This is a genomic window from Thermococcus alcaliphilus (genome assembly GCF_024054535.1).
Taxonomy (GTDB): Archaea; Methanobacteriota_B; Thermococci; order Thermococcales; family Thermococcaceae; genus Thermococcus_A; species Thermococcus_A alcaliphilus.
The window spans coordinates 23,949-46,128 of the sequence record NZ_JAMXLV010000023.1; the positions used below are offsets into that span (position 1 = coordinate 23,949).

Annotated in this window: 23 protein-coding genes; 13 read left to right on the top strand and 10 right to left on the bottom strand. The window is 42.7% G+C overall.

Features of this window, described 5'->3' with window-relative positions:
- The first annotated feature begins 1 nt into the window (after window position 1).
- From argH to NF859_RS08805, 13 genes are all read left to right on the top strand, one after another.
- Window positions 2–1,372, top strand: coding sequence for an argininosuccinate lyase (gene argH / locus NF859_RS08745; protein ID WP_252743907.1), 1,371 nt, complete (start codon window positions 2–4; stop codon window positions 1,370–1,372).
- Entirely contained in the window at window positions 1,369–2,490 is a 1,122-nt protein-coding gene (gene carA, locus NF859_RS08750; protein WP_252743908.1) for a glutamine-hydrolyzing carbamoyl-phosphate synthase small subunit, read from the top strand. Before argH ends, carA begins: the two co-directional genes overlap by 4 nt.
- On the top strand, window positions 2,471–5,653 hold the full coding sequence (carB, locus tag NF859_RS08755) for a carbamoyl-phosphate synthase (glutamine-hydrolyzing) large subunit (protein ID WP_252743909.1): 3,183 nt from the start codon (window positions 2,471–2,473) through the stop codon (window positions 5,651–5,653). Before carA ends, carB begins: the two co-directional genes overlap by 20 nt.
- Window positions 5,654–5,903: 250 nt before the next feature.
- Window positions 5,904–6,992 carry a homocitrate synthase gene (gene lysS, locus NF859_RS08760; protein WP_252744040.1) on the top strand — a complete coding sequence of 363 codons (1,089 nt, stop codon included), beginning with the start codon at window positions 5,904–5,906 and terminating at the stop codon, window positions 6,990–6,992.
- Complete coding sequence (locus NF859_RS08765; RefSeq protein ID WP_252743910.1) at window positions 6,989–8,143, top strand: 3-isopropylmalate dehydratase large subunit; 1,155 nt, start codon at window positions 6,989–6,991, stop codon at window positions 8,141–8,143. The genes lysS and NF859_RS08765 overlap by 4 nt, the downstream gene beginning before the upstream one ends.
- Window positions 8,140–8,619, top strand: a complete 480-nt coding sequence (locus NF859_RS08770) for a 3-isopropylmalate dehydratase small subunit (RefSeq protein WP_252743911.1) — start codon at window positions 8,140–8,142, stop codon at window positions 8,617–8,619. The genes NF859_RS08765 and NF859_RS08770 overlap by 4 nt, the downstream gene beginning before the upstream one ends.
- On the top strand, window positions 8,607–9,650 hold the full coding sequence (locus NF859_RS08775; protein WP_252743912.1) for an isocitrate/isopropylmalate family dehydrogenase: 1,044 nt from the start codon (window positions 8,607–8,609) through the stop codon (window positions 9,648–9,650). The genes NF859_RS08770 and NF859_RS08775 overlap by 13 nt, the downstream gene beginning before the upstream one ends.
- Window positions 9,651–9,743: 93 nt before the next feature.
- Window positions 9,744–9,905, top strand: coding sequence for a lysine biosynthesis protein LysW (gene lysW / locus NF859_RS08780; RefSeq protein WP_252743913.1), 162 nt, complete (start codon window positions 9,744–9,746; stop codon window positions 9,903–9,905).
- Between the two features lie 33 nt (window positions 9,906–9,938).
- Entirely contained in the window at window positions 9,939–10,760 is an 822-nt protein-coding gene (lysX, locus tag NF859_RS08785; RefSeq protein ID WP_252743914.1) for a lysine biosynthesis protein LysX, read from the top strand.
- Window positions 10,757–11,749 carry an N-acetyl-gamma-glutamyl-phosphate reductase gene (argC, locus tag NF859_RS08790; RefSeq protein ID WP_252743915.1) on the top strand — a complete coding sequence of 331 codons (993 nt, stop codon included), beginning with the start codon at window positions 10,757–10,759 and terminating at the stop codon, window positions 11,747–11,749. Before lysX ends, argC begins: the two co-directional genes overlap by 4 nt.
- 14 nt (window positions 11,750–11,763) lie before the next feature.
- On the top strand, window positions 11,764–12,492 hold the full coding sequence (locus NF859_RS08795) for a [LysW]-aminoadipate/[LysW]-glutamate kinase (protein WP_252743916.1): 729 nt from the start codon (window positions 11,764–11,766) through the stop codon (window positions 12,490–12,492).
- Window positions 12,493–12,497: 5 nt separating this feature from the next.
- Window positions 12,498–13,586 (top strand): acetylornithine/succinylornithine family transaminase, encoded by a 1,089-nt coding sequence (locus NF859_RS08800; protein WP_252744041.1) that lies wholly within the window; start codon window positions 12,498–12,500, stop codon window positions 13,584–13,586.
- Window positions 13,573–14,556 (top strand): [LysW]-lysine hydrolase, encoded by a 984-nt coding sequence (locus NF859_RS08805; protein WP_252743917.1) that lies wholly within the window; start codon window positions 13,573–13,575, stop codon window positions 14,554–14,556. The genes NF859_RS08800 and NF859_RS08805 overlap by 14 nt, the downstream gene beginning before the upstream one ends.
- On the opposite strand, the gene NF859_RS08810 is transcribed toward NF859_RS08805, so the two are convergent.
- The 10 genes from NF859_RS08810 to NF859_RS08855 are packed head-to-tail and all read right to left on the bottom strand — an operon-like array spanning window position 14,542 to window position 22,078.
- Window positions 14,542–15,267 carry an HAD family hydrolase gene (locus NF859_RS08810; RefSeq protein WP_252743918.1) on the bottom strand — a complete coding sequence of 242 codons (726 nt, stop codon included), beginning with the start codon at window positions 15,265–15,267 and terminating at the stop codon, window positions 14,542–14,544. The genes NF859_RS08805 and NF859_RS08810 overlap by 15 nt on opposite strands.
- Window positions 15,251–16,267 (bottom strand): histidinol-phosphate transaminase, encoded by a 1,017-nt coding sequence (gene hisC, locus NF859_RS08815; RefSeq protein ID WP_252743919.1) that lies wholly within the window; start codon window positions 16,265–16,267, stop codon window positions 15,251–15,253. The genes NF859_RS08810 and hisC overlap by 17 nt, the downstream gene beginning before the upstream one ends.
- The gene (gene hisIE / locus NF859_RS08820; protein WP_252743920.1) at window positions 16,264–16,890 is read right to left on the bottom strand and encodes a bifunctional phosphoribosyl-AMP cyclohydrolase/phosphoribosyl-ATP diphosphatase HisIE; all 627 of its coding nucleotides are present in this window, start codon (window positions 16,888–16,890) and stop codon (window positions 16,264–16,266) included. The genes hisC and hisIE overlap by 4 nt, the downstream gene beginning before the upstream one ends.
- A gap of 6 nt (window positions 16,891–16,896) precedes the next feature.
- A complete protein-coding gene (gene hisF / locus NF859_RS08825) occupies window positions 16,897–17,652 on the bottom strand; it encodes an imidazole glycerol phosphate synthase subunit HisF (RefSeq protein ID WP_252743921.1) in 756 nt (251 codons plus the stop codon).
- A complete protein-coding gene (gene hisA / locus NF859_RS08830) occupies window positions 17,646–18,335 on the bottom strand; it encodes a 1-(5-phosphoribosyl)-5-((5-phosphoribosylamino)methylideneamino)imidazole-4-carboxamide isomerase (RefSeq protein ID WP_252743922.1) in 690 nt (229 codons plus the stop codon). Before hisA ends, hisF begins: the two co-directional genes overlap by 7 nt.
- A gap of 1 nt (window position 18,336) precedes the next feature.
- Window positions 18,337–18,921 carry an imidazole glycerol phosphate synthase subunit HisH gene (gene hisH, locus NF859_RS08835; RefSeq protein ID WP_252744042.1) on the bottom strand — a complete coding sequence of 195 codons (585 nt, stop codon included), beginning with the start codon at window positions 18,919–18,921 and terminating at the stop codon, window positions 18,337–18,339.
- Window positions 18,918–19,454 carry an imidazoleglycerol-phosphate dehydratase HisB gene (gene hisB, locus NF859_RS08840; protein ID WP_252743923.1) on the bottom strand — a complete coding sequence of 179 codons (537 nt, stop codon included), beginning with the start codon at window positions 19,452–19,454 and terminating at the stop codon, window positions 18,918–18,920. Before hisB ends, hisH begins: the two co-directional genes overlap by 4 nt.
- The gene (hisD, locus tag NF859_RS08845) at window positions 19,451–20,584 is read right to left on the bottom strand and encodes a histidinol dehydrogenase (protein ID WP_252743924.1); all 1,134 of its coding nucleotides are present in this window, start codon (window positions 20,582–20,584) and stop codon (window positions 19,451–19,453) included. The genes hisB and hisD overlap by 4 nt, the downstream gene beginning before the upstream one ends.
- Complete coding sequence (gene hisG, locus NF859_RS08850) at window positions 20,574–21,191, bottom strand: ATP phosphoribosyltransferase (protein WP_252743925.1); 618 nt, start codon at window positions 21,189–21,191, stop codon at window positions 20,574–20,576. The genes hisD and hisG overlap by 11 nt, the downstream gene beginning before the upstream one ends.
- Window positions 21,188–22,078 carry an ATP phosphoribosyltransferase regulatory subunit gene (locus tag NF859_RS08855; protein WP_252743926.1) on the bottom strand — a complete coding sequence of 297 codons (891 nt, stop codon included), beginning with the start codon at window positions 22,076–22,078 and terminating at the stop codon, window positions 21,188–21,190. The genes hisG and NF859_RS08855 overlap by 4 nt, the downstream gene beginning before the upstream one ends.
- Window positions 22,079–22,180 lie beyond the last annotated feature (102 nt).

Genomic DNA, 22,180 nt, shown 5'->3' on the forward strand with positions numbered 1-22,180 from the left:
TATGTACAGGAAAAATCTGCTTGGCGATATAGATCCGGGTATTCTTTCCTACATCTCTTCAATGAAGGAGGATAAAGAACTGGTTGAGGAAGTTATTGAGAGCCTAATAGCTCATGTGAAGACTCTGCTCTGCCAAGGTGTCGTACCCCAAGAAAAAGGAGAGAGAATATTGAAGGAATTACAAAGCCTTCTCAAAAACCCCTCGGTGTTGTTTGAAATTGAAGCTGAGGACATCCATGAAGCTATTGAAATTTACCTTAAAGAAAAGTTGAAAGAAGATGAAGGATATTTGGCGCTGGGAAAAAGCAGAAATGACCATGTAGCTTCCGCATTAAGGCTAAAGGCGAAAAAACTTCTAATTGAACAGATAATGAGCCTGATAACTTTTAGGGAAGTACTCTTGGAAAAGGCTAAAGCCCATTTAACCACAGTAATGCCCGCGTTCACCCATCTACAACCAGCACAGCCCTCAACTTTTGCCCACTATCTCTGCTACATAGAGGAAACATTATCAACATACACGAAAGCCCTCTTCTTCGCACTTGAGGTGGTTGATGCTTCACCTCTTGGTGCAGGAGCCGTGGGGGGAACAAGCGTACCTTTGGACAGGAAAAAGCTTGCAGAAGGTTTTTTCGGGGGAATTGTCTTCAACACCATAAACGCAACGAGCAACAGGGATTTCTTGGGAATAGTATGTTCGATTAACGTGAATCTTTCAGTATTCCTTTCAAGAATAGCGGAGGATATGGTGGTCTTTTCAACACCTCAGTTTAACTACTTCAAATTCCCGAGTGAGCATTTAGCAACGAGCAGCATGATGCCTCAAAAGAAGAACCCCGTTACTATGGAGATAGCTAGGGCTTGGGGAGCTGAGAGCATAGGCCATCTCGTGGCATTGCTAACTATCTTGAAAGGTTTGCCAACAGGGTATAATTTGGACATGCAGGAAGCAAACAAGCATGCCTTAAAGATACTAAAAGGAACCCTCACCACCATCAGGATTTTTGTCGATCTTTTCGCTAAAATCGAAGTCAATAATGAGAACTTGCTGAGGGATGCTAGGGTATTTCCCATTTTAGCTACAGACATTGCCGAAAAGATTGCTTTGGAGAGTGGAAGACCGTATAGGGAAGTTTATGGAGAGATAGCAAGGCTCGTGAGGGACTCAAAAAGTACTGAGGAATTCTACAACAAGGTTCGGGAAAAATACGGCATCAAAGTAAGCTTGAAGGAGGGTATTAAAAAACCTGTTGTGGGTTCCCCAAATCCCGAGAAAACCAAAGAGTACATAGGTATTGCAGAAAAAATTATTGAAGATGATTTAAATAAGATAAATGGCTTGCTAAAAGCAATAGAGGGGGATTTTGAGTGAAAGCTTACTTGCTGTTGCAGGATGGAACCATTATAGAGGGTAAAGGTTTTGGAGCTGAAGGGGTTAAGTTTGGGGAAGTTGTTTTCACGACGTCAATGGTTGGTTATCCGGAATCACTAACAGATCCATCTTACAAAGGGCAGATTCTGGTTATGACATATCCATTAATCGGAAACTATGGTGTTCCGAGCAAGAAAATCAAGGAAAACGGAATTCCGGTTCACTATGAATCTGATAAGATTCAAGTTGAAGGATACGTAGTTTCAAAGCTCATGCGGCCAAGCCATTGGGCAAGTGAAATGAGCCTTGAAAAGTGGCTTAAGAAGGAAGGAGTCCCGGGCATAGAAGGGGTGGATACAAGGGCTCTGGTAAAGAAGATTCGAGAGACGGGGGTTATGATGGGAGCCTTGGCGGTGGGTAACTACGAAAAGGAAGAACTTGGAGAGATAATGGAGAAGCTCAGGAGGGTAAATTACGATAAAATGAACTTTGTTGAGGAAGTTACTCCAAAAAAACCAATAATCCACGAACCTAAAGACTATGAAAAAACCGTTGTTGTCATTGACTGCGGGATTAAGTACGGCATACTTAGGGAGCTCTTAAAAAGGAAGTTCAAAGTTATTAGGGTGCCATGCACTTATGATCCCATCCAAGCCTTTGAAGAGTTCGATGCTGAAGGAATACTTCTAAGCAATGGTCCAGGGAATCCATCTGTTTTAGAGGGGTTAATAGCAAAAGCAGAGGCAATAATTGAATACAGCGTGCCCACACTTGGAATATGTTTAGGCAGTCAGATACTGGCCTTGGCTGATGGAGGAGAGATTTACAAGCTTAAATATGGCCATAGGGGGATTAACAAGCCCGTAAAAGATCTAAAAACTAGAAAAGCCTTTGTTACGACTCAAAACCACGGCTACGCTGTAAAGCCCGATAGCTTAAACGAATTTAAGGTGTGGATGATTAATCTAGATGACGGAAGCGTTGAGGGTATTTATCATCCCAATAAGCCTATTATTGCAACTCAGTTCCATCCAGAGGCTTCTCCTGGACCTCTGGACTCTACGTGGGTTTTCGATCTCTTCTCAAAGCTAATTAAAGGTGATTCTCATGGTATCTAAGGTTTTGGTTCTAGGCTCGGGGGCAATAAAAATCGGCGAGGCAGCTGAATTCGACTATAGCGGCAGTCAAGCACTCAAGGCCCTTAGGGAGGAGGGTATTGAGACTATCTTAATCAATCCTAACGTTGCTACAATCCAGACAAGCCATGAACTCGCTGATAAGGTTTATCTCCTGCCGTTAGATGTCAAATTTGTTGAAGAAGTAATAAGGAAGGAGAAACCGGACGGTATCTTGCTAGGATTTGGAGGGCAGAGTGCTCTATCTTTAGGTGTGAAGCTCCATGAGGCTGGTATACTGCAGAAATACGGGGTTGAAGTTCTTGGGACACCTGTGGGAGGCATAGAAAAGGCATTAGATAGGGAAAAGTTCAGAGAAACCATGGTAAAGGCAGGTCTTCCCGTACCACCTAGTGGAGCAGCTAAGAGCATTGAGGAGGCCATTGAAATAGCGGAAAAAATTGGCTTTCCTGTTATTGTTAGGGTGAGCTTTAATCTTGGAGGAAGGGGCTCCTTTATTGCTTGGAACGGAAGGGAATTTGAGAACTACATAATGAGGGCCTTTGCTCAAAGTGAAATAGGCGAAGTATTAGTCGAAAAGTACCTTCACCACTGGAAGGAAATAGAATTCGAAGTTGTGAGGGATAAAAACGGGAACACCATTGCAGTTGCATGCTTGGAGAATGTTGATCCAATGGGAATTCACACTGGTGAATCAATCGTCGTGGCTCCATCTCAAACCCTAACAAACAAGGAGTATCAAATTCTGAGGGATACCGCAATAAAGGTAGCTGAAGCCATAAGTCTTGTGGGTGAGTGCAACGTTCAGCTGGCTTTAAATCCAAATTCTGAGGAATTTTACGTTATAGAGACAAACCCAAGGATGAGTCGTTCATCTGCGTTGGCAAGCAAGGCAACTGGCTATCCCTTAGCGTACATTGCTGCAAAACTCGCCTTAGGGTATACCTTGGATGAACTCCTGAACGGTGTAACTAAAGCCACTACCGCAGCATTTGAGCCGAGCTTGGACTATGTGGTCGTTAAAATACCCCGGTGGGATTTGGAGAAGTTTGACGGCATAAATAAAAGGTTAGGCTCTGAAATGAAGAGTATTGGCGAGGTAATGGCAATAGGAAGAAACCTGCACGAGGCTTTCCAGAAGGCAATTAGAATGGTAGGTATTGGAGACGAGCTTATTGGGGATTATTATGAGGAGAAAGAACCCCTGGGAGATGTCATGGATAAGATAAAAAATCATCGACCTTATATACTCATGCACATAGCTAAGGCACTAAAGCTTGGGGCGACAGCTGATGAAATTCACACTCTAACTGGGATAGACCGCTTTTACCTTTACATAATTGAAGACCTAGTTAGGATAGCAGAGGAGCTAAAAGCCAATCCGACTGAGGAGCTCATAAAGGAGGCCAAAAAGCTCGGCTTCAGTGATAAACAAATAAAGAAGCTAGTCAGCAAAAAGCTAAAGGATTTCAAGAAGCCGAAAATATTCGTAAAACAGATTGATACTCTCGCCGGTGAATTCCCTGCAAAAACGAACTATCTCTATATGACTTATGATGCTCAAGAAAACGATATCCTTCCCGGGGAAAAACCAAAAATCTTAGTCTTAGGTGCTGGGGTGTTTAGAATAGGTGTCTCCGTCGAGTTTGACTGGGCAGTGGTTAACTTTGCAAACGCAGCTAAGAGGAGGGATTATGAGGTAATAGTTCTTAACTACAACCCAGAGACAGTTTCAACCGATTGGGACATTAATGACAAGCTATACTTTGAAGAGATAACGCTCGAGAGGATTATGGACATCTACGCTTTTGAAAAGCCCAAGGGGGTTGTAGCGTTTGCCGGAGGTCAACTTGCTAACTCACTTGCTAAACCCCTTGAGCAGAGCGGGGTTAAGCTTCTGGGGACAAGAGGAACGAACGTAGATATAGCTGAAAACAGGGCAAAGTTTTCTAAACTCTTGGAAGAGCTGGGAATAAAGCAGCCTGCCTGGACAATTGCCAAGAGCGTTAAGGACGTCTTAAAGTTTGCTGAAGAAGTTGGGTATCCGATCATAGTGAGGCCTAGCTACGTTCTAAGCGGAACCGCAATGAAAGTTGCCTATAATGAGGATGAGCTCAGGGCATATCTCTCATTGGCGACGAAAGTGTCTCCAGAGCATCCGGTTGTTATCTCGAAGTTCTTCGATGCTATAGAGGCAGAGATAGATGGGGTCTCAGATGGAAAAAGGGTCATTGGGATTACCTTAGAGCACATAGAGAAAGCAGGGATACATAGCGGGGATTCTACGATGGTAACGCCTTATCGCTATTTAAAGCCCCATCAAGTCGAAAAAATGCAGGAAATAGCCTTAGAACTCGCCATGGCCTTGGGCATTAAGGGCCCATTTAACATACAGTTCCTAGTTAACGACGACGTTTACGTATTGGAACTAAACCTAAGGACGAGCAGGTCGATGCCCTTCTCGAGCAAAGCAAGGGGCATAAACCTAATGGAACTGGCAGCTCAAGCAGTTTTTGACGGAAAGCTCTCTATTGGAGAGGATTATAAATACTATGAAATACCAGCAAAAGCGTTTGCCGTCAAGAGCCCTCAATTCTCGTGGTCTCAGCTTCAAAACGCCTATCCCTTCCTAGGCCCAGAGATGCGCTCTACCGGGGAAGTGGCTGCTCTTGGTAGTGAATTCGAGGATGCACTGCTCAAAAGCTGGCTTTCAGCAAAGCCGAACAAAATGCTCGAAAAGAGTGTGCTGGTTTACGGCTATGGGAAAGAAAAAGACAAGCTGAGTGAAGCTGCTAAAACCCTTAGCTCTCTGGGATACGAAGTATTAACGCTTGAAAGCACTTTAGACATCGAAAAGTCAATAAATGAAGAGAAAGCCGTAGAACTAATGAAAGGCGGCAAGATTGACTTGGTAATGACCTCGGGCTATGCAAAAGACAAGGACTATAAAATTAGGAGGACTGCAGTTGATTTAAACGTTCCAATTGTCTTGGATGCAAACTTGGCTTACGAGCTTTCAAAAGCCTTTGCTTGGGCTAAAGAGAACGACTTTGAGATAAGAGAACTGGGTGAATACTATGGAAAAGTAAGGACGGAAGATACACTGGAACATGTAAAACAGGTAATTCAAGCTTTTGAACTTTGAGTGCCTCTTAGTATTTTTAGTTGTTCTGTTCTTGTTTGGCTTTTGACATTTATCAATTCTCATCTTTTTGTTTCGTAACCTCTCCTTTCAATATCAGAAATTTTTTCGGAAATTTTCGAAAATAATATAAAAATTTTTGCAAAAACATAAGATATCTAAAAGCTTATTCGAGAATGTCGGCATTTTTCCGAAAAATTTATATACCCTTTACCAAACCTATACTCGGTGGTGCCTATTAAGAAGGGTTCAAATTTTAGATTCTACTCTAAGAGAAGGAGAGCAATCAGCAGGAGTCAACTTTAATCCAGAGCAGAGATTGAGGATAGCGGTAGCCTTAGATGAGTTTGGAGTCGATTTTATAGAAGTTGGGCACCCTGCGGTAAGCCAAGACGTGATGGAAGGCATAAGGGCCATAGCAAGCCAGGGACTAAAAGCAAACCTCTTGGCACACTCGAGGGCGATGAAAAGAGATATAGACCTTGTTCTGGATACAGAGGTGGACTGGATAGGAATTTTCTTGTGTGTCTCTAATTCATGCCTGCAAAAGCGATTTAACATAACCCTCGAGCAGGCACTGGAGAGAATTGAGAACACCGTTCTTTACGCCAAGGATCATGGGTTGAAGGTACGCCTTACTCCCGAAGACACCACAAGAACGGAATGGCAGAATCTCGAAAGGGTGCTTAGGCTAGCAAAAGAGATAAACGTTGATAGAGTAAGTGTTGCAGATACAAGTGGAAGTGCTCATCCGCTCTACTTCTATGAGCTCGTTAGGAGAGTAGTTGACTTCGGCATTCCAACAAACCTTCACTGCCACAACGACTTGGGATTAGCTCTAGCAAATGCAATAATGGGAATTGAAGCAGGAGCAACGCTTGTGGATGCTACCATAAATGGGATCGGAGAAAGGACAGGAATAGTAGATTTAGCCCAGATTTCGACCATTCTCTATCACCACTACGGAGTACGCCGCTATAGGCTCGACATGCTCTACGAGCTAAGTCAGTTGATTCAGGAAATCACAGGGATCAGAGTGCAGAACAATTATCCCATAGTTGGCAGAAATGCCTTTATACACAAAGCCGGTTTGCACGTGTCCGCAGTAATCAAAGACCCATTATTTTACGAATTTCTACCGGCAGAACTCTTTGGAAGAAAAAGGGAAATCTACTTGGACAAATACGCAGGAAAAGACTCAATAAGGTTCTACTTGAGGCAGACGGGCATTGAGGATGATAAGCTTGCTGAGAAATTGCTTGGCCTCCTAAAAACCTCACAAGAGCCTTTTACAGTGGAAAGACTCTTTGAAGAGGCAAGAAAAATGAGGGGAATCGAATGACGATAGTGGAAGAGCTGTTAAATGCAAGGGCGGGAGAAACGGTAGTTAGAGAAGTTGACCTAGTATACGCCCACGATGGCACGATGCCCCTTATCATTGAATCCTTCAAAAAAATGTTTACAAGGGTGAAAAAGCCCAATAGGACTTTTATTTTCTTTGATCACGTTTACCCAGCACCAACAACAAAAGTGGCAAACCTGCAGAGGGAAATAAGGGAATTCGCAAGAGAACAGGGGATTAGAGTACTTGAAGGTTATGGCATCTCCCACCAGGTTGTTCCAGAAGAAGGCCTTCTGGATGGGGCAAAGATAGTTATTGGAGCGGACTCCCACACACCAACTTTAGGCGCCTTCGGGGTTTTTGCGATCGGAATGGGGGCGACAGATACAGCTATAGCGCTAGGATTGGGCAAAACGTGGCTGAAAGTTCCAAAAAGCGTTAGGGTGAACTTGGAGGGAACACTCTCAAAATACACAATGGCAATGGACGCTATGCTTCACGTAATTGGACTGCTACGTGACGTAGATATGAACTACAAAGCCTTGGAGTTCTTTGGGGGTTTCGGACTTTCAGTTGACGAAAGAATGACCATAACGAACTTTAGTGTAGAGACGAATGCAAAAACTGCTGTTTTTGATAACGACACATTTGTTGGAGACGGCGAATACGTAAAGGAGATCACAATAGAACTCGACCAGATTGAGCCATTGGTGGCTCTACCCCACCATCCAGGGAACACAGAGAGAGCTAACAGAGTTAGAAGAAAAATTGATCAGGTGTTCATAGGCTCATGCACAAATGGAAGGCTTGAACACCTTAGAAAAGTGGCAGAGGTTCTCAAAGGCGAGCAAGTTAGTGTCAGAACGTTCGTAAGCCCCGCATCAAGGAGGGTCTATTTCCAGATGATACGAGAAGGAATTCTAGAGACGCTCATGGAGGCGGGAGTTACAGTTCTTCCTCCTGGCTGCGGACCATGCTTGGGAAGACACATGGGAGTTGCTGGAGATGGGGAGGTTATTCTAAGTACCACTAACAGGAACTTCAGAGGGAGGATGGGCTCTCCAAATGCTGAGATATACCTCGCCAGTCCTCTTACTGCGGCAGTAAGTGCGATTTATGGGGAAATAACGAATCCGGAGGATGCACTATGAGGGTATGGAAATTTGGGGATAACATCTCCACGGACGAAATAACTCCGGGAAGATATAACCTCACTAAAGACCCGCAAGAGCTTGCAAAAATAGCATTCATAGAAGTTAGGCCGGAGTTTTCCCAAAACGTCAAACCGGGCGATGTAATAGTCGCGGGGAGGAACTTTGGAATTGGCTCTTCCAGAGAGTCAGCTGCTTTGGCCCTAAAGGCCTCTGGGATAAGTGGGATTATAGCGAAGTCCTTTGGAAGAATATTTTACAGAAATTGCATTAATCTAGGTATCCCTCTCCTGATCGGGGACACAGAGTGGCTGAACGATGGAGATGAAATCGAGGTAGACTGGAGAAGCGGGATCGTAAGAAAAGACGATGAATCGAGAAGATTTGAGCCGTTAGATGACTTCCTATTTGCAATAGTTATGGAAGGCGGGATAATAAATTACGTGAGGGGGAGGGATGACTTGTGCATAGAGTAGCGGTAATCAAAGGAGACGGCATTGGCATTGAAGTAACAGAGGCTGCGATGAAAGTCATAGAGGCTGTAACCGACAGGATAGAATTTGTCGAGTTCGAAGGAGGATTTAGAGTATTTGAAAGATACGGAGTTCCAATAAGGGGGGAGGATATAGAAGAGATAAGAAAAATGGACGCTGTACTGTTCGGAGCAACAACGACTCCATTCAACGTTCCAAACTATAAAAGTCTGATTCTAACACTTAGAAAAGAACTAGGGCTCTATGCTAACCTCAGAATAATCCCAGACCTGTGGAATGGCAGGGAGATTTATGTAGTTAGAGAAAACAGCGAAGGCCTTTACTCAGGGATGTTCAGAGCAACGGAGGATAGGGTTATTGATTTCAGAATTATAACGGAGGAAGGTTCAAGGAGAATAGCGAGATTTGCGGTTGAGCTGGCAAAGAATAAAGAAAGCTTCATTACCCTTGTTCATAAAGCCAACGTTCTCATGGGAGATCGCTTTTTCAGGAAGACAGTTATCAGAGAGGCCGAAAAAGAGGGAATTGACGTTAGGGAAAGGCTCGTGGATTCCTTTACAATCGACCTCGTTAGAAACCCATGGAACCATGGGATAATCCTAACAGAGAACCTCTTCGGGGACATTCTCTCAGACTTGGCAGCTATTCATGCGAGAAGCATTGGGGTTATCCCTTCGGGGAACTATGGAATTGACATCGCCCTATTCGAACCCATTCACGGCTCTGCACCAGACATAGCTGGGAAGGGAATAGCGAATCCCATTGGCGCTATCTTAAGCGGTGCCATGCTTCTGGACTATCTGGGCCTAGATGGTTGGAAAATCTGGAATGCCGTGAGAAGTTACGTGAAAGTAGGTAGTCTAACACCTGATTTGGGGGGAGTTGCTATGACAAGGGATGTTGTTGAAGGAGTTATCGAGGAAATTGAGTCTGAAATTGATCCTCTGGAATGGGATGAAGTTTGGACTGATGAGATAAGGATAAGTTTTATTCCGACTATGTTCACGAAATAATGTTGTATTTGCAACATAATTTGAGAATTTAGAAATGAATATTACAAAAAGAATTTAAATCTTTCCAAATGTTAGACAACGGAGGTGTTTGGAATGGTAGAGTGTCCGGTTTGTGGTATGGAAATTGAAGTTGAGGGGGTAGAGTTACACGAGATAGTGGAGTGCTCAACATGCGGCTCAGAGCTTGAGGTAGTTAGCACAGACCCTCTGATACTTGAAGAACTTCCAGAAGTTGAGGAAGACTGGGGAGAGTAATCCTTCGTTTATTTTCTTTTTGGAGGTAAGACAATGAAAATCGGCATAACGTACACCATAATGCGACAAGAAGAAAAAATGCTTAGAGAGAGTGCGAAAGAATTTGGAGAGGTTCTAATGTTGCCCGATAGGGAAACAATATTCCCAGAAATCTTTGATCTAGACGTAGTGATAATAAGAAATGTTAGCCATTTCAAAGCCCTGTACATGGCGAAGCTCTTTGAAGAGGCAGGGATTATAACGGTCAATCCATTTAACATAATACTCGAAGCAGGTGACAAGCTCTTTGCTACTTTGAAGCTCAGCAAAAAAGTTCCCGTTCCAAAGTGGGCAGCTGCATTCGACAAAGAAAGTGCTCTTAAAGCCGTAGAAAAACTCGGTTATCCAGTAGTTACAAAACCGGTTTTTGGAAGCTGGGGGAGGATGGTAAGCAAGATAAACGATAGAGATGCGGCTGAGGCCGTCATAGAGCACAAATCATGGATGGGAAACCCGCTCCATAAGGTTTACTACATCCAAGAATACGTGGAAAAGCCAGGGAGGGACATTAGAAGCCACGTTATTGGTGGGGAATTTGTAACTGCAATATACCGCTATTCGGATCATTGGGTCACCAACACCGCCAGAGGCGGAAAGGCAATCCCGTGTGATGATGAGGAGGTTAAGGAAATTTCCATCAAGGCATGGGAAGCATTCGGTGAAGGCGCCCTTGCGATAGATATTTTTGAAAGCGAGAGAGGTCTGCTAGTAAATGAAGTTAATCCCGCTATGGAGTTCAAAAACGTCGTTAGGGTTACAGGGGTTAATGTTGCCCAAAAAATCGTTGAGTATGCGGTTGAGGTGGCTAAAAAATGATTAAAGCAGCAGTTGTTGGTGCAAGCGGTTATATCGGTGGGGAACTTGTCAGACTCTTAGCAATGCACCCCGAGGTTGAAATAGTAGCAATAACTTCACGAAAACATGCCGGAAAAAAAGTTCATAAAGTTCACCCAAATCTCAGAGGTTTAAATTTGCGCTTTACGGATAAATACAACTTCGATGCGGATGTTATATTTTTAGCAGTTCCTCACGGAGAATCCATGAAGATCATTAACGAATTCCTTGGGGGTGCGAAAATAATTGACCTGAGTGCAGATTTTAGAGTACGTCCGGATCTTTACAGGAAGTACTACGGGGAGCACATGCTCCCAGAGCTTATAGATGAGTTCGTTTACGGGTTGCCTGAGATTCACAGAGAAGAGATCAAAAAAGCTGAGCTGATAGCGAATCCAGGTTGCAATGCTACTGCAGCTATCCTGGCTTTATATCCGTTTAAGGGGTATGTTGACGAGGCAATAGTAGATTTAAAAGTCAGCTCAAGTGCCGGGGGAAGAAGGGAAAATGTCGCAAGCATTCATCCCGAAAGATCCCACGTGGTTAGGGTTTACAAACCGTTCCACCATAGGCATGAAGCCGAGGTAATCCAGGAAACTAATGTAAAAGCTCAATTCACGGTTCACTCCGTTGACTTGGTAAGGGGACTTTTAGCAACAATTCACTTCAAGATGGATACAAGCGAAAAAGAACTCTACAGGAGGTTTTTCCGCTATCTAGGGGAGCCGTTCATAAGAATTGTTAAAGAGAGAGGGGGAATGCAGAGGTTGCCCGATCCAAAGTATGTAATAGGGAGCAATCTCGTAGACATAGGTTTTGTTTATGACGAAGAGAACCAGAGGGTTATACTATTTTCCGCGTTAGACAATCTGATCAAAGGCGGTGCCGGGCAGGCTGTACAAAACATGAACATAGCTTTTGGGTTGGACGAAACAATGGGGCTGAACTATCTGCCAGTGTATCCCATTTGAAAAGGTGAAGAGAAATGAGGGTCGTTAAAATCGGAGGTGCAGTTTTGGATAACCTTGAGCGCTTTGAGAGTGCCATTGTGGGCGACGTAATAGCTCACGGCGGCTCGGATTACGTTAATGAGCTTTCTGAAAAAATGGGGATAGAAGTTACATGGCTTAAAAGTCCTTCTGGGGTGGAATTTAGGTACACCCCAAAGGAGGTCATAGAAGTTTACCTCATGGCCATAATGAAGGCCAATAAAAGGATAGTTTCTTTCCTTCAGAGTCAGGGGATTAACGCTGTGGGGGTAAGTGGGCTTGATTTGGGCCTCATAAAAGCCGAAAGGAAAAAACTTGTTAAGGCTATAATTAACGGAAAAAAAGTTGCTATAAGGGATGATTATTCGGGTATCATTAAAGAGGTTAATGTCGAGGCCTTAAAAGAGCTCATTAGAATCGGAGTTCCTGTTATAGCCCCAATAGCAATGAGTGAAACCTTCGAGCCTTTAAATATAGATGGGGATAAGCTCGCTTATGAAGTAGCTCTAAGCCTAAAGGCAGAGGAGCTTGTGTTTTTGACTGATACAGCGTTCTTAGTTAATGGGGAGATAGTTAGGAGCATTAAGACTAACAAAATTGAAGAGTTCATGCCGTTTGCAGGAGGAGGGATGAAGAGAAAACTGCTAATGGCTAAAAAATCTGTCGAGAGCGGTATTAAAAGAGTGATCATTCAGGGATTTAACGGCAGGACGGTGATTGAATGAAGGAGATGAGCCTTTACAAAAAGAGGCTGAAACTTGTTAGGGGAAAGGGAGTATACGTCTGGGACGAAGAGGGGAATAGATACCTTGACGCTATAGCAGGAATTGGTGTGGCAATACTAGGTCACTCAAACGAAAGGTTGGCAAGTATAATAGCAGAGCAGATGGAGAAGCTTGTGGTTGCAGGTCCAATGTTCAATCACGAGGAAAAAGAAGAAGCCCTCGAGGAGCTTTCAAGGTTTGTCAGTTTTGAGTATGCATACTTCGGAAACTCCGGCACGGAAGCAGTTGAAGCGGCTTTGAAGTTTGCGCGCTTTTACACCGGCAAGAAAGAAATAATTGCGATGACGAAAGCATTTCACGGGAGGACATTTGGCTCTCTAAGTGCGACCTGGAAGAAAAAATATAGAGAAGGCTTTGGACCGCTCGTACCGGGGTTTAAACACATACCTTTCAACAACGTTGAAGCCGCAAAAGAAGCAATAACAAAAGAGACTGCTGCGGTGATAGTTGAGCCGATTCAAGGGGAAGGAGGTATTGTGCCGGCTAAAGAAGAATTTATTAAGACTTTGAGAGACCTAACAGAAGAAAATGATGCATTGCTTATAGTGGACGAAGTTCAAAGTGCTTTTAGAACCGGGAAGTTCCTTGCAATTGAGCACTATAACGTCCAGCCCGATATGGTCACTATGGGTAAAGGACTTGCGAACGGCATCCCAATAGGAGTAACGCTGACTAACTTTGATGTGCCTAGAGGAAAGCATGGCTCAACTTTCGGGGGAAATCCTCTGGCGTGTAAAGCAATGGCGACAACATTGAGAATCCTAAGGGAGGAGAAGCTCATAGAAAAGGCTTCAGAAAAGAGTATAACTGTGACTGGGGATAAAGTAATAATGACAAGGGGCAAGGGGTTAATGCTTGGAATTCTCTTGAGAGAGAGCGCGGGGAAATACGTAGAAATGCTTCAGGGAAAAGGCTTACTTGTAAACACTGCTGGAAGCAGAGTAATCAGGCTTTTGCCTCCATTAATAATCACAAAAGAGCAGATGCTCTGGGTTAAAGAGACCATAGAGGGTGCTTTGAATGGAAATCAGTGAAGAAGAAAAAATTGAATTCCTAAGAGAACTTGTGAGCATCTACAGCCCAAGCGGAGAAGAGGAAAAAGTTGCAAAATTTTTATTAGAGTCATTTGAAAGCTTCGGCGTCGAGGCGTACATTGACGAAGTGGGGAATGTTATAGCTGAAAAAAGTGGGAAGGGTAAGAGAATACTCTTGGCAGGACATATGGATACTGTTAGGGGGTATATCCCCATTAGAATAGAGGACAACTACCTATGGGGGAGGGGGAGCGTTGATGCTAAAGGTCCATTGGCGGCTTTCTTTTTTGCCTTTCTCGAAAGCGATGCAAATCTAATCTTTGCAGGTTTGGTGGACGAAGAGAGATACTCTCTCGGAGCTAAAAATTTGGAAATTCCAAAGCCAGACTTCATAATTATCGGAGAACCCAGCGGATTTGAAGGTGTTACAATTGGATATAGGGGAAGTTTGACCATGAAGTTCGTTGAAAAAGTAGAGAAGTTCCATGGAAGTCTAAGCTCAAAAGGTGCCGCAGAAAAATTGATTGACACATGGCTGGAGCTTAGCAAGGACTTTGGCGAAGGCTTTGATAATCCCAGCGGGAGAATCTTGACGTTTAACGCTTACGAGAGGGATTTTGACTTTTATGGAGAGATGATTGTGAATATAAGAACACCACCTAATTACGAGCCTTCAATTAAAGGTGAGATTCTGGATTTCGTACCTGCCTATGAGGTATCTCCTCGTAGTTTATTAGTCCGGGCTTTTGTTAGGGCCATACGAAAAAATGGTGCAAAGCCAAGATTGAAGAGAAAATTGGGGACGGCGGACATGAATATCCTTGCTCCTAAATTTGGAGTTGATGCCGTTGCCTATGGACCGGGAGATTCAAGATTGGATCATACTCCTTACGAACGTTTGAACTTGGAGGAATACATAGCGAGCATAAAAATATTAGAAACAGCATTAGGGGAGCTAGCGAATATCTAAAAGCCTCTCTATAGCTTCATTTACATCTCTAACATCTTGTCCTACCATAAGAAAGTCAAAGTCTTTTCCATATGTTTTCTTGTAATTCTCTACTAAAAGGCCGTCGTTTACTGTGTCACCAATGTAAATTCCTTCTTCACCTTTTGGTAGATGCCATAGACTTCTTGGATCTGGTTTGGTGTAGAGCTCTCTTGTTACAGCATTTTCAAAACGAAAATCGAGTATTGTCTCTGCTAACCTAAGCTCTAACGCACTTCTCCCTGTTACAACTCCAATCTTAAATCGCTCACTAGCTTTTTCTAAAAGTTCTTTCCTTACTATTGGTTTCTCCTTCTTCCAGAGCCCTTCAAACTCAAAGACTCTATTCTCATACATTTCACCGAGATAGAATGTGTTAAAAACTCTCTCGATGCTTTTTGGGTCTATCATAATTCCAAAAGTTTCTCTGACCCATTCTATGCCAGTTCCTGCTGGAAAGTCTTGCACGAATTTTCTTAGATCCCCGGTTAATGCACCGATTATTAGAGCTTCACTGACTTTAAAGTCGTCTCCAAAAGCTCCTTTTTTCCGGAGATTCCTTATTAACTCTAATTCTACCTCAATGTTTTTTCCAAAAAATTTTAGGAAGTGCTCGGCAGTGAATTTAGTTGCTAAGTCGTAGCTTTCCCTCACATCAATTAAAACACCATCGATGTCAAATATTAGCCACATCAAGGAACTCCTCCAGCGCTTTTATTAGCTCTTCATTCTCTTCCTTTCTACCCACGGTAACTCTTATGTGCCCCTGAAGTCTTCCCTCAAGTTTTCTTACTACAATCCCCCTTTCAAGCAAGAATTCGTAAGCATTAAGTCTCATCAAAAGGAAGTTCGCGTCGCTTGGATATGCATACTCCTTAAATTTTTTATAGAGTCTTTCGCGTTCTCTAACTATGTATTTTACTCTCTCTTCGATCACATTGTAATGATCCAGCATCACCATTGCTGCTATCATGCTTAAGGAGTTTACACCAAACGGTGGCTTTATTCTGTACAGTGCGTCAATAATTTCTGTATCGGCTAGCAGATAACCTAACCTTATTCCTGCCAGGCCAAAGGCCTTTGAAAAAGTCCGGAGGATTAGTAGATTATTGTACTCATCCAATAGATCGACGCAGTTTTCCTTTGAAAACTCTGCATACGCTTCATCTATAACAACGGGGGCTCCACTGTCGAGGACTTTCAAAATTTCTTCTCTTGGCTGACTGTTCCCAGTAGGATTGTTCGGGGAGGTTATGAAAATAATACTTGCTTTTTTGGCTTTTTTCGCGATCTCCTCGCCGTTTATTAGAAACTGTTCGTTGAGGGGTACCTCAACAATTGGAATCCCCTCCAGCTTTGCATAAAAGTAGTACATGCCGAATGTGGGAGGGGTAGTGATTATGTAATCCCCCTCAAAAATTTTTATTAAATAGTCCAAGAGTTCATCGCTCCCATTGCCTACAGCGACATTCCTCGGGCTGAGTCCATAAAATTCTGCAATTTTTTCTCTAAGGGGCATTGACGTTATGTGGGGATAGCGGTTAAAAGGAGTTTTTCTAAGCTTCTCGAAGATCTCATCCTTTATTTCATCTGGTAGGTCAAATGGATTTTCATTTTTATCGAGCCAGATTCTGTAGTTTCCTTCAATCACTTTGTATGGTTTGAAAGTTTTAACCATCTCTCTAATCTTCATTTCCTACGCCTCCTCAGCTCGTTCATCACTTCTCCCAAGCTTATTTCATTGTAGGCAAGTAAAACAAGTAAATGATAAAGTAAATCGGCTGTTTCATAGATTATATTCTCTCTTTTATCGGCTACTAAAACTTCTATAGCCTCTTCCCCGAACTTTTTGTATATCTTCTCTTTTCCTTCTTTAAATAACAAGGAAGTGTAGGATTTCTCTTTTGGAGCCTTCTTGCGTTCTTTTATGAGCTCCTCAAGTTCTCTTAGGATCGTGAGAGAATAATCTATCTCTTTCTCAGTTTTTTCGGGTTCACCAAGTTTACGATAGAAGCATGAGTAGTTCCCTGTGTGACATGCAACGCCAACTTGCTCAACAATTAAGAGTAAAGCATCGTTATCGCAGTCTATTCTTACCTCTCGTACTTTTTGAACGTTTCCGCTAATCTCACCTTTCATTCGAATCCTTTTCTGACTTCTTGAATAGTAGTGGGCGTATCCTGTCTTAATTGTCTTTTCCAAGGCTTCTTTGTTCATATATGCTAATGTTAATACTTCTCCTTTAGTGTCTTGGACGATTACTGGGACAACGCCGTTGTTCTTTTTCCAATCAACTTTTTCGAGAAGTCTCTTCATTTTCCATCACTCTAGTCTTATAGGAATGCCCTTTTTGGCAAGGTACTCTTTTAGTTCTCTAACAGTGTATTTCTCATAGTGGAATATTGATGCGGCTAAAGCAGCACTTGCGCCGATTTTAAATGCCTCGTAAAAGTGCTCTGGTTTTCCTGCTCCACCAGAAGCGATAACAGGTATATCAACGGCATCAACAATGGCCTTAGTTAATGGAATGTCAAAGCCCTGTTGAGTCCCATCTGTGTCCATACTCGTGAGTAGGATTTCACCGGCCCCGAAATTTTCGACTTCCTTTGCCCACTTTATAGCATCAATTCCCCTCGGCTTTCTTCCACCGTGTGTGTGGACTTCCCAGTATTTACCGTTCCACTTTGCATCAATCGCTATAACTAAATTTGCAGAACCAACGATCCTTGCAGCCTCTTCTATGAGCATTGGGTTGTCAACAGCGGCAGTATTAAGAAAAACCTTATCTGCTCCATTTTTGATGATCTCCTTAATCTCATCGACGCTTTTAATTCCACCACCTACAGTAAAGGGAACATAAATTTCTTCAGCTATGCTCTTAACTAGCTCCAAAAGAATTTTCCTCTTTTCAAACGAAGCTGTAATATCCAAAAAGACTATCTCATCTATTCCCTCTTCTTCATACCTCTTGGCAAGTTCTATTGGATCGCCTGCATCCCTAATGTTCTTGAATTTTATCCCCTTGACAACTCTACCATTTTTTATATCTAATGCGGCTATAACTCTTTTAGCTAACATTTTAAAGCCTCCAGCACCTCTTGTAATTTAATTTTGCCTTCATAAAGGGCCTTTCCGATAATTACGCCCGAAAATCCTGTGCCTTTAAGTTTCAAAATATCATCTATGCTTGAAACCCCTCCAGCGTATATGAACTCTTCTTTCCCCCAAAATCGTTTTATGTTCCCTATCCCAGTTAAAGTGCCGTCTTTTTCAGTCGCTGTGTAGATAAATCTGTCAATGTAATCCTTGAGCATCTCATACGCTTCTTCGACTTTTAATGAACTCTCCTCCACCCATCCCTTCAAAACGATTTTTCCACCTCTTGCGTCTAAACTAACGGTTATACCATCGAAATCTCGAACTACTTTTTCCAAAAATTCCGTGTCAAAGGCTTTAGTGCCGATTATAACGTTCTCAACTCCAATCTTGTAAGCTTTTGCAATGCTTTCATAACTCCTGAAGCCGCCTCCAATTTGAACTTTCATACCGGTTTTATCTATTATTTCCTTAACAACGTCGAGATTTTGTGGGTTCCCTGTAAAAGCCCCATCTAAGTCGACAATATGTATTTTGTCAACATAATTCGCAAATCTTTCGGCAATCTCTACGGGATTGCCATAAACTTTTACATTCTCCTTTCTTCCTTTGTAAAGGCGGACGGCCTTTCCGCTCATGATGTCAATAGCAGGGTATACCTCCATATCAAAGCCTCCTGAAGTTTCTCAAAAGCTTTAGGCCAACTTTGCCTGATTTCTCTGGATGGAACTGAACACCAAAGACGTTATCTCTCCAGACTGCTGATGGGAAAACTATCTCCCTTCCTTTCGATTGATAATCTGTAACGCCGGTAACTATGTCTCTGTTCTCGGGATTTGCATAGTAAGAGTGGACAAAGTAAAAGTAAGCTCCATCCTTTATTCCCTCAAACAGGGGACAATCTTTTTTCTGCCACACCTGGTTCCAGCCGATGTGCGGTGTTCTAACTCCTCTAAACCTCACAATGTTACCTTTGAATATCCCCAACCCCTTTCCTTCACTCTCTTCGCTCCACTCAAAGAGTAACTGGAGTCCAAGACATATCCCGAGGAATGGCTTCCCTTCGTTTATACCATCTATGATAGCTCCCCGTAGTGGCTCAAGCTTCTCCATCACTGCTCCAAAATTTCCAACACCGGGGAGGACTATTTTCTCGGCCTTCTCTATCTCGTAGGGATCGTTTGTTATTTTCCCACCCAAGGCCTTTCTCACGTTGGCTAAGTTTCCTATGCCAAGATCAATTATTGTTATCGTCTTAACACCCCTTTTGTGCTCTTTAAGCGCTTGCTCTGACTCAGGGCCTGCTTTAGAGCAACTCCCAGTCCCTTAAAGGTCGCTTCTATTATATGGTGGGCATTAATTCCGCTCAATTGCTTCACATGTATTGTGGCACCAAGAGTCCTCGCTAGGGCCCAAAGAAACTCCCTCACTAAGGTTAGCTCAAAGCCCTCTTCATTTTCCTTGAGATCAAGTTCAAGATTGAGGTATGGTCTTGAAATATCAACTGCAATGAGAACTAATGCATCATCCATTGGCATTATTGCGTTCCCAAAGCGTGTTATCTTTTTGTTTCTGATCTTCTCTCTAAGTTCTTCCCCCAACACTATGCCTAAATCCTCCCACAAGTGGTGTCTTAAATCATAAGTGGCCCTGATGTTGACGTTCTCTTCCATGTAAAAGAATAAAGCGGTGAGGAGGTGGTCGAATACCCTGTCTCCAGTGTTTATGCTTCCTTCAATGCCAATCTCTACGGTTATGTCAGTTTCTCGTGTTTTTCGTTTCATTTTCTTACCTCCATTGATTTCTTGTGCATTTCAAGGCCCTCAATTTCAGCTAGACGAATTCCCAAGTATCTCTCCCTCAAGAACTCCTCTCTGCTGACGTATGCTAAGCTAATCTTTTTCATGAAATCCATCACTGTTAAAACTCCACTAAACCTTGCTGTTCCTCCAGTTGGTAAGACGTGGTTAACTCCAAGGAAATAATCTGCTGCCGGCACGGGGGTGTATTCTCCCAAATATATGGCTCCCGCATTTTCTATCAGCTCTACCAGCTTCATAGGCTCCTTTGTGAGTATCTCTAAGTGCTCTGGAGCTATTTCGTTGGCTTTTTTGGCGCATTCTTCTAGGCTCTCACATAGAACAACTTCAATTCCTTCCACATTACAGTATTCTGCGAGCTCTTTTGAAGTTGTCAAAAGCCAGGCTTTCGAGTCTTTTCCGTGTTCAAGTTGGGAAAGTAGATCATACAACACATACTCTTTCTTTGCGGTTTCGTCTGCTATGACAGCTATTTCCGATGGCCCAGCTAAGCTATCTATCCCTACAATACCAAAAACTTGCCTCTTTGCTTCATTTACGAACTTGTTGCCCGGACCGAAGATTTTATCTACCTTCTTCATGCCGATTCCATAAGCCATTGCCCCAATCGCTTGAATGCCTCCAAGCTTGTAAACCTCTTTAATATCAAGAATCTCTGCGATGTATAGCACATAAGGATCAACTTTGCCATCTTTAGGCGGTGTTGTAACGACTATCTCTTTAACTCCGGCTATCTTTGCCGGCACACCAATCATCATAAGCGTTGAAGGTAATGGCTTTCCTCCTGGAACATAGATTCCTATTCTCCTGATAGGTCTATAAATTATCCCGTAAATTGATGCATTTCTTATGTAAAGCTCGTCCTTTTCTTTTTGTCTTGCGTGATACTCCCAAATTCTTTCTATTATGCGCTTAATGATCTCTTTATCCCTCTCTGGAATTTGCTTTTCTGCCTCGTCAAATTCCTCTTCACTTACACGAAATTCTCCATCGTATCCATCGAACTTTTTTGAATATTCTCTAACAGCTTCAACGCCTCTTTCCCTGATATCTCTTAAGATCTCGGCTACGTAGCTTTCTAATTCAAGATCCATTTTTAATGACCTCCTTAATTTTTAAAACAAGCTTGTTAACCTCCTCAAACTTTGTTTTTTGTGATATTCTGTTAACCAAAAGGAGAGCAGAAACATCCATAATCTTCTCTATCTCGATCAGGTTATTTGCTTTCAATGTATTGCCTGTCTCAACAATATCAACAATAGCATCTGCAATCCCGATTCTTGGGGCGAGCTCAATACTTCCGTGGAGCTTTATCACTTCGACTTCAATTCCTTTTTTCTCGAAGAATCTTTTCGTGAGATTTGGGTATTTGGTGGCGATTCTGAACCCGTCCATTTCCTCAACATCAACTACGTTGTCTTTAGGCATTGCCAAACTTAAGCGACACTTTCCAAAAGGTAGTTCAAGTGGAACGAGCACGTCACTTCCCCTCTCTTCAACCACGTCGCTTCCAGCTATACCTACATCTATCCCATGTTCCACATATACTGGAACATCGAAAGATCTAGCTAAAAGAAGTTCATATCCGCCATTTTTTACTATTAGTTCTCTGTTTTTTGGTGTTTCTAGTCTAATTCCGGCTTTTTTCAAAATTTCAAGTGAACCACTAAGCAATCGGCCTTTAGGAAGAACAAATCTCATTCTTCCACCTCCACTGGGACGCCAAGCTTAACGAGCCTTCTTGCAAGTCTGTACGCTTTCTGGAGATCTCCACCAATCTTTTTTCTGCTCTTCTCGAGTTTCCCTCCGGCAAGTTTTGAAAGCGCGCTCAGGTCAAAAGCAAATCCAAAGGCACTAGTTCCTTTGAAGATGTACTCTCCTCCCCCACCTAGGGGCTTGCCGAGCTTAGATGAATAAACTTCAAAGATTATGTCGCTGTAGTAGGGTAGAGGTCTTATTGTTCCGAAGTCTATGAAGATCCTTTCATCGTCAATTATCTCGATGATTTTGTTGAGCTTCTCATATTCGCAACTTTTTCCTCTGAAATTAAATAAACGCCAGAGTTCTTCTTTTTTCTTCTTGTTTATGGGGAGTTTTTCAATGATTTCAAAATTTCTACTTGTTAGGGCCTTGAATACTTCTGTTTCAAATTCTTCAATCCCTTTAATGGCATTCTTCCACATTCCCAAACTGCCAACATCAATGTAAAAATCTTCAATCCCGAGTGCTTCGAGGGATGTTATAACCGTTAGCAGAACCTCCACCGCCATTTTTGTGATGTCTCCTCCAATGTACTCAACACCGGCCTGCCATTCCCCTTTAACGCCTCCATCTAGAACCTCGCTGATGTAATAAAGCTTAAGCTTTTTGGGAGCTTTCAGATTCACCAGAATCTGCGACGTCAAATCGGGTTTTATAATGTAAAATTCATTGTTGTATGAGAACTTTGTGCCTTTCCTGAGTTCTCTATTGAATTCCTCTATTGTTGGCAGGAATATCTCCTTATACCCCCAAAGCTCAAATGTCCTCCTTAAATACTTGGCAATATTCGCTAGTCTCTCTGATTCGGAAAATATATCCTTCCTCACAATAGCCCCTCCAAAAGCTTTTGGTTTAAAATCTCTTCAGCTAATTGATATTGGAGTACACACTTTCCAGAATAGTCAATGATGATGGTAGTAAGTCACCAG

Excerpts from the sequence above, each read along its gene's own strand:
- hisA (WP_252743922.1), bottom strand. The coding sequence starts at position 18,335 with ATGGAGGTATACCCTGCTATTGACATCATGAGCGGAAAGGCCGTCCGC.
- NF859_RS08800 (WP_252744041.1), top strand. The coding sequence starts at position 12,498 with ATGAGCCTTTACAAAAAGAGGCTGAAACTTGTTAGGGGAAAGGGAGTA.
- hisD (WP_252743924.1), bottom strand. The coding sequence starts at position 20,584 with ATGGATCTTGAATTAGAAAGCTACGTAGCCGAGATCTTAAGAGATATC.
- hisC (WP_252743919.1), bottom strand. The coding sequence starts at position 16,267 with ATGAAGATTAGAGAGATGGTTAAAACTTTCAAACCATACAAAGTGATT.
- hisIE (WP_252743920.1), bottom strand. The coding sequence starts at position 16,890 with ATGAAGAGACTTCTCGAAAAAGTTGATTGGAAAAAGAACAACGGCGTT.
- argC (WP_252743915.1), top strand. The coding sequence starts at position 10,757 with ATGATTAAAGCAGCAGTTGTTGGTGCAAGCGGTTATATCGGTGGGGAA.
- NF859_RS08810 (WP_252743918.1), bottom strand. The coding sequence starts at position 15,267 with ATGTGGCTAATATTTGACATCGATGGTGTTTTAATTGATGTGAGGGAA.
- argH (WP_252743907.1), top strand. The coding sequence starts at position 2 with ATGTACAGGAAAAATCTGCTTGGCGATATAGATCCGGGTATTCTTTCC.
- lysX (WP_252743914.1), top strand. The coding sequence starts at position 9,939 with ATGAAAATCGGCATAACGTACACCATAATGCGACAAGAAGAAAAAATG.
- hisF (WP_252743921.1), bottom strand. The coding sequence starts at position 17,652 with ATGTTAGCTAAAAGAGTTATAGCCGCATTAGATATAAAAAATGGTAGA.
- hisB (WP_252743923.1), bottom strand. The coding sequence starts at position 19,454 with ATGAAACGAAAAACACGAGAAACTGACATAACCGTAGAGATTGGCATT.
- lysW (WP_252743913.1), top strand. The coding sequence starts at position 9,744 with ATGGTAGAGTGTCCGGTTTGTGGTATGGAAATTGAAGTTGAGGGGGTA.
- NF859_RS08770 (WP_252743911.1), top strand. The coding sequence starts at position 8,140 with ATGAGGGTATGGAAATTTGGGGATAACATCTCCACGGACGAAATAACT.
- NF859_RS08805 (WP_252743917.1), top strand. The coding sequence starts at position 13,573 with ATGGAAATCAGTGAAGAAGAAAAAATTGAATTCCTAAGAGAACTTGTG.
- NF859_RS08795 (WP_252743916.1), top strand. The coding sequence starts at position 11,764 with ATGAGGGTCGTTAAAATCGGAGGTGCAGTTTTGGATAACCTTGAGCGC.
- NF859_RS08765 (WP_252743910.1), top strand. The coding sequence starts at position 6,989 with ATGACGATAGTGGAAGAGCTGTTAAATGCAAGGGCGGGAGAAACGGTA.
- hisG (WP_252743925.1), bottom strand. The coding sequence starts at position 21,191 with ATGAGATTTGTTCTTCCTAAAGGCCGATTGCTTAGTGGTTCACTTGAA.